Consider the following 6,000-nt stretch of genomic DNA (forward strand, 5'->3'; position numbering starts at 1 on the left):
TGCGTAGCGACCAAAATATGGACTAACCTGTTATTCCATAAGACCTTTTACGGAACTGTCCGTCTACATCAAAGACTTGACAGCGGACATTTTTCATGGCCGCAGGTCTTCCAAAGGGCCTGCGGCGAGGCTCTGGTGAGTGCAGCGCCCTGTCGGAGATGCAGGCCTAGATCGTCTCCAGCTGCTGCATCAGATGCTGGCGCATCAGCTCGGCCATGCGGGCTGCTGGCTCCGCATCCACGTGCCAGCGTCCGTGGATGGTCAGGATCTCGAAGCCGCGCCGCATCTCCGGCACGTGGTGGCTCAATGCATAGCCGATCAGCTGGGCTTCGTGGCAGGCAGTCTGTGCCTGCGGCACAGTTGCCGGCACCATCGATGCCGATGTCGGACAAGCCTTGCCCTTGGCGCGCGGATCGAACATGTCTTGGCTCATGGCTCGAAGCTCCCGTAGGGGCCGGGTCAGCGGGCCCTGGTGTTGAACAGCACAGGCTTTCGGTGGTGCCTTATGTCGGCGACAGTGAGGTGCAGACAGCAGATGCGCGAAGACATCACGCCGCATCACCCTGGGCTCGGGCCCAGATCGAGGTATTGGTGTGCCAAAGAGCGCGTTCCTGGCGCATCTGCTGCCGCAGCGGTCGGGACCTGTCGCCGGCATCGCACCGACGCCTGATCGGGGAGAGGGTCTTTGGATCGTTGCACGTCCACCGGACGATGGCGTGCCTTGGCTCTCATTTCAAGCGCGCGTGTGCGAAGGGGTGTAGCTGCTTCATGTCAAAATCCGCCGATCGATGTGAATAGGTGCAGCAGCTCTGTGCAAAGGGCTGCTGCTTTTGGCCTCTAGTGCGTTGTCATGAGGCTGCACTGGTTTGGCTTGGGTATGGCAATAGTACGCAAATGCGTACATTTGTCAATATTGAGTTACGCATATGGGTATTGGTTCGCGTTTGCGTGAGGAACGAGAACGCCTTGGCTTGAACCAGGAAGGGTTTGGCCAGCTTGGCGGTGTGCGCAAGCAGGCGCAACTGCTCTATGAAAAAGACGAACGAAAGCCGGATAGCGATTACCTGGCTGCCGTTGCCGCAGCCGGGGTTGATGTGCTGTTTGTGCTGACCGGGCTGCGGCAGTCGAATCTGCCTGCGCAAGATGCGGGCGAACAGCGTCTGCTGGAGAACTTTCGGCGCTGTTCTCCGGCCGCCAGACAGAATCTCCTGCAATCCTCCATTCTGTTGTCAGCCGGCTTGCCAGCCGAGGCTGCGCCCGTGGCTGGCGTGCCGCCCCGGAACCGGCCCCCGGGCCCCTGACCAGGCCCTGTACGGCCTCGCAAGCGTACTGGCTGATCTGAACCTTGGATGTCGGACCCACCGTCTTGATCGGACAGCCAGTTGGCGAGCACGCATTGCCGGCAGTTCGCACCAATGCCGCGTTATTGGTAAGCAAAAGTAGCAAGGGGGTTGCGGCTTGGCTGTGGTGGAGTCGGTACTTGCATCTGCCGCAGCAGCGGCGGAATGAATGCTCGTTGCGAACAGCGGTGCCGCAGCGCAGCGAGGAAGCCGTTTGATGCATGTCACCCGTCTCTGATCTGTTCTGATTTTTTGTACGTTTTCATCGGCACAGTGCCATGTCGATGATAGGCTGGCGCATTGCGCGCAGCAGTTTGCGCGCGCGGTCAGACCACATTTTTGCCACGCTGCAGGAGCAGTGTGAGCAAGGTGTGGGCGAGGTGAACCGAGGGTTGTCTCGTGCGTGCCCCCTGGGGGCGCAAGCGCCTCGAACTCACAAGATATTGCATCGATTCGGGACGGGAGACATTGGTGTCGCGTGTATTAGCAACGGAAGCAGACGTTTTGGCACTGTCGCCGGATGCTGCGTCATCCAAGGCGGCCAAGGGACTGCAGTCCCTGAGCAAATGGCCGAGCACAGGCAGCAATGATGCTGTGGTCTGGGGCGAATGCCAGGGCAGCGGCAGCAAGCCGTATCAGACTCAGGTCGATCTGAACGGGCCGGCCTTCAAGTGCTCCTGCCCCAGCCGCAAGTTCCCCTGCAAGCACGGGCTGGCGCTGATGCTGCTGCGCGCAGGCGGCCAGGTGCCGGAGGGCGGCGAGCCCCCGGAATGGGTCCGCCACTGGCTGGGTGGTCGTCAACAGAAAGCCGAACAAAAGGAGGCCAAGGCGGCCGCCATTGCCGCTGCACCAGTGGCGGATCACGAGGCTTTGGCCAGGCAGCAGGCCAGGCGCGAAGACAAACGCTGGGACAAGGTTTCCGGCGGCATCCGGGAGCTGTCGCTATGGATGCAGGACATGGTGCGCACCGGCCTGGCCAATCAGGCCGGCGACAGCCAGGCACGACAGCACTGGAACACCATGGCGGCACGCATGGTGGATGCCCAGGCCACGGGCATGGCCGCGCGTATCAGGGAAGCCTGGGAGTTGGTGGGCAGCCACCCGACCTGGCCGCGTGACCTGCTGGTGCAGCTTGGCCATTGGCAGCTGCTGGTCGATGCGGTGCAGCGGCGTGATTCGCTGAGTCCCGAGGTGAAGGCCGACGTCATGGCGGCTCTGGGCTGGCCCATGGACAAGGCCGAGGTGCAGGCCCGTGGCGAGACCATCCGCGACGATTGGCGCGTGCTCGGTCAGCGCCTGATCGAGCGCGAGGGGCGCCTGCTGGAGCGCCGCGTCTGGTTGCAGGGCCTCCATACCGGTCGTACGGCCCTGGTGCTGGACTATGCCCAGGGAGGACGCGGGTTCGAGACGGCCTGGGTGAGCGGCGGTGCTTATCGCACAGCCTTGAGCTTTTATCCGGGCAGGGCGAGCCTTCGGGCGGTCGCCGTCAATGGGGTTGAAGCACTCGACCACTGCGATGCCGCAGCCCTGACGCTCAAGGCTCTGGGCGAACCGTTGCAGCAACTGGGCGAGCGCATTGCTGCCAATGCGCTGCAGCCGGTGCAGCCGCTGTGGTGTGCGAATGCCCGGCTGTTGTATGCCGCGGGCCAATGGATGGTGGGCTGGCCTGCAGGGCACGGCCAGCCGGCTCCGGTGCCTGCGGTGATTGCCGACGATGAAGCCTGGCGGCTGCTGGCGCTGAGCGGTGGCACGCCTCTTGCCCTGTTTGGCGAGTGGGAGTGCGGGCCGCAACTGGGGCGCTGGCGCTTGCTCAGCGCCTGGCAGCCCGCTGCTCACGGCCAGGACTTGTCCCCCCTCTGGCAGAGCCCAGGAGAGATGCGATGAGCAGTACCAATCTATGGGCTGCGCTGCAGCAGTCAAGTCTGGTCGGCGCGGACAGGCTGGCCGTGCCGGCGGCGCTGACCGCGCAGGTCGACGCCGCAGCCGGCCCCTGCTTGCAGGCCATGCAAGTCGCCTGGCTGCAGCCGGCTGAATCCACCGCTGAACAGTTGCTGAGGGCCAGCGCCGTCGCCGCCGTATTGGAGCGGGCGGGCTGGCAGCCCGGTGCCCAGGTTCGGCTCGACGTCCCTTTGAGCCCTCCGGCATTGCCCGCGCACGAGTCTCGTCGTGCACCCGAGGATGAGCGCCTGCACGGCTTGATGCGTGATGTGCTGCAGCATGGACCCGAGAGCTTGCTGGCTCCCATGTTCCATGCGCTCGATCAGGCCGGACAGCGCTTGCCCCATGCGCTCCTGGTCGAGGCTTTGAACGAAGGCCGCCGTTCGGTGGAGTTGCGCTCCTGGCTCACGCCGGTGTTGGGTGAACGAGGACGCTGGCTTGCCGGACTCAACCCGCAATGGAGCTATGCCAGCGGCGTGCAGGAGACAGCCCATGCCGAGCTGATCTGGCAAGAGGGTTCCATCGAGCAGCGCGTGGCGCTGCTGCACAGCGAACGTGAAACCGTCCCAGACCAGGCCCGCGCCAGGCTGGAAGCCAGCTTGAAGGAGCTCAATGCCAAGGAGCGTGCGCCCATGGTGCAGGCCCTGGGCGTGGGGCTGTCCATGGCGGACGAGCCGCTGCTGGAGAAGCTGCTGACCGATCGCAGCAAGGAGGTGCGCGAGAACGCGGCACGCCTGCTCTCGCGCCTGCCGCAAAGCGCCCACAGCCTGCGCATCATGGGCTGGTTGCAGGCCATGCTGAGCCGCAATGCCAAGGGAGAATGGCAGATCGAGCCGCCCGAGGAGGGCAGCAAGGACTGGGAGCGCGACGGCATCGCGCTGCAGCCGCCGGCCTATATCAAGGGCGTGAAAGCCTGGTGGCTGCAGCAGATGGTGGAGCTTGCGCCGATGGACTTCTGGCTGCAGACCCTGGAGATGACACCCGAGCAGCTCTGGGACTGGAGCCGCCGAAGCGACTGGAAGACTGCCCTGCGCCATGGATGGCTGGCGGCGCTGCGCGATCAGCCCGATGTGCGCTGGATTGCGCTGCTGCAGACCATGGAACGGGATGCCCGTGCCCAGACGCTGCTTTCGGCCCTGCTGGATCGGCTGAGCCAGCAGGAGCGCGAGGCGCTTTGGCAGACGCAGTTGCAGCAGGCCAAGGGCAGCCTCGTCGACCGTATCAACACCATCGAGAGCAGCATGCCGGCAGTCGGCGTCTTCTCTCTGTCCATGTCGGAGTCCTTGATGGACGCCCTGGACAAGGCGTTGGGCGGCAAGCAGGCGACGGGCAGCTGGCATAGCTGGCAGGCCGATCAGGCCGTGCTGGCCTGCGCGCGCCGCCTGCATCCGGCCGTTCTGCCGCGCTTTGTGCGGCTCTGGCGTCAGCCCCCGCAGGCTGAGGAACTTGCCGTGCCGCAGCCCGAGACAGCAGCCCCGTCAGGGCTGACCGGGCTCTGGAAAAAGCTGGTATCCAAGGTGGCCGATGCGACCGAAGAGGTCGCCGCAGTGGCTGCGCAAAGCACCCTGACGCCCGAACAGCAGGCGCGGCTGGAGCGCGCCCGTCTGCGCCCCTGGGATGACGAGCGCGTGCTCGAGCAACTCAACCGTATCGTCGATCTGCGCCTGGCCCTGCATGCCGCACTGGGCGCCTAAGCCTTCGAATTTTTCTGCATTCAACCCGAAAGTCATCATGAGCCAAGTACTACGTCAGCACGCCGAGGTGCAATTTGCCGAAGAACTCGATGCCCTGCAGAAGGTGGACGACCGTCCGTGCCCGCCCAACTGGAAGCTCTCGCCCTGGGCCGTGCTCCAGTATCTGATGGGTGGCAAGCTCAGCAACGGGTTTGAGCTCAGCCCCAAGTACATCGGCAATCCGCGCCTGATGGAGATTGCCGTTTCCACGCTGGCAACCGACCGTGCCTTGCTGCTGTACGGCGTGCCCGGCACGGCCAAGTCCTGGGTCTCCGAGCATCTGTCTGCGGCCGTGAGCGGCGATTCGACCATGCTGATCCAGGGCACGGCCGGCACCAGCGAGGAGCAGCTGCGCTATGGCTGGAACTATGCCCAGTTGCTGGCCCACGGCCCGTCCGAGAAAGCACTGATTCCCAGCCCGCTGGTCAACGCCATGAAGCTGGGCAAGATCGCGCGCATCGAGGAGCTCACACGTATTCCCGCCGACGTTCAGGACACGCTGATCACCGTGCTGTCCGAAAAGACGCTGCCCGTGCCGGAGCTGTCCATGGAGTTCCAGGCCGTGCAGGGCTTCTCGGTCATTGCCACGGCCAATAACCGCGACAAGGGCGTCAACGAGTTGTCGAGCGCACTGAAGCGCCGCTTCAACACCGTGGTGCTGCCTGTGCCTGCCTCGCAGGACGAGGAGGTGCAGATCGTCACCAAGCGCGTGGCCGAGCAGGGGCGGGCGCTGCAGCTGCCAACCGAGCCGCCTGCGCTGCAGGAGGTGCGCCGTGTGGTGCAGATCTTCCGCGAGCTGCGCCACGGCCAGACCGAGGACGGCAAGACCGTGCGCGTGAAGTCGCCCAGCTCCACGCTGTCCACGGCGGAGGCCATCTCGGTCATCAACAGTGGCATGGCGCTGGCCGGCCATTTCGGCGATGGCGTGCTGCGCGCGGCCGATGTGGCCTCGGGCCTGCTGGGAGCCGTGATCAAGGACCCGGTGCAGG

General features: G+C 64.8%; 5 protein-coding genes. 3 read left to right on the forward strand and 2 right to left on the reverse strand.

Annotated features, from left to right (window positions below; genetic code table 11):
* Positions 1–166: 166 nt before the first annotated feature.
* Positions 167–433 (reverse strand): hypothetical protein, encoded by a 267-nt coding sequence (locus E2583_RS24610; protein ID WP_291599574.1) that lies wholly within the window; start codon positions 431–433, stop codon positions 167–169.
* A gap of 415 nt (positions 434–848) precedes the next feature.
* On the reverse strand, positions 849–1,214 hold the full coding sequence (locus E2583_RS24615) for a hypothetical protein (RefSeq protein ID WP_291599575.1): 366 nt from the start codon (positions 1,212–1,214) through the stop codon (positions 849–851).
* A 630-nt stretch (positions 1,215–1,844) separates the two neighbouring features.
* Here E2583_RS24615 and E2583_RS24620 point away from each other — a divergent pair.
* The 3 genes from E2583_RS24620 to E2583_RS24630 all read left to right on the forward strand — a co-directional run.
* On the forward strand, positions 1,845–3,224 hold the full coding sequence (locus E2583_RS24620) for an SWIM zinc finger family protein (protein WP_291599576.1): 1,380 nt from the start codon (positions 1,845–1,847) through the stop codon (positions 3,222–3,224).
* Positions 3,221–4,972, forward strand: a complete 1,752-nt coding sequence (locus tag E2583_RS24625; protein ID WP_291599577.1) for a DUF5691 domain-containing protein — start codon at positions 3,221–3,223, stop codon at positions 4,970–4,972. The genes E2583_RS24620 and E2583_RS24625 overlap by 4 nt, the downstream gene beginning before the upstream one ends.
* Before the next feature lie 37 nt (positions 4,973–5,009).
* On the forward strand, positions 5,010–6,000 hold a 991-nt coding region (locus tag E2583_RS24630), incomplete at its 3' end, for an AAA family ATPase (protein WP_291599578.1).

Source organism: Comamonas sp. (assembly GCF_009360615.1).
Lineage (GTDB): Bacteria > Pseudomonadota > Gammaproteobacteria > Burkholderiales > Burkholderiaceae_C > Comamonas.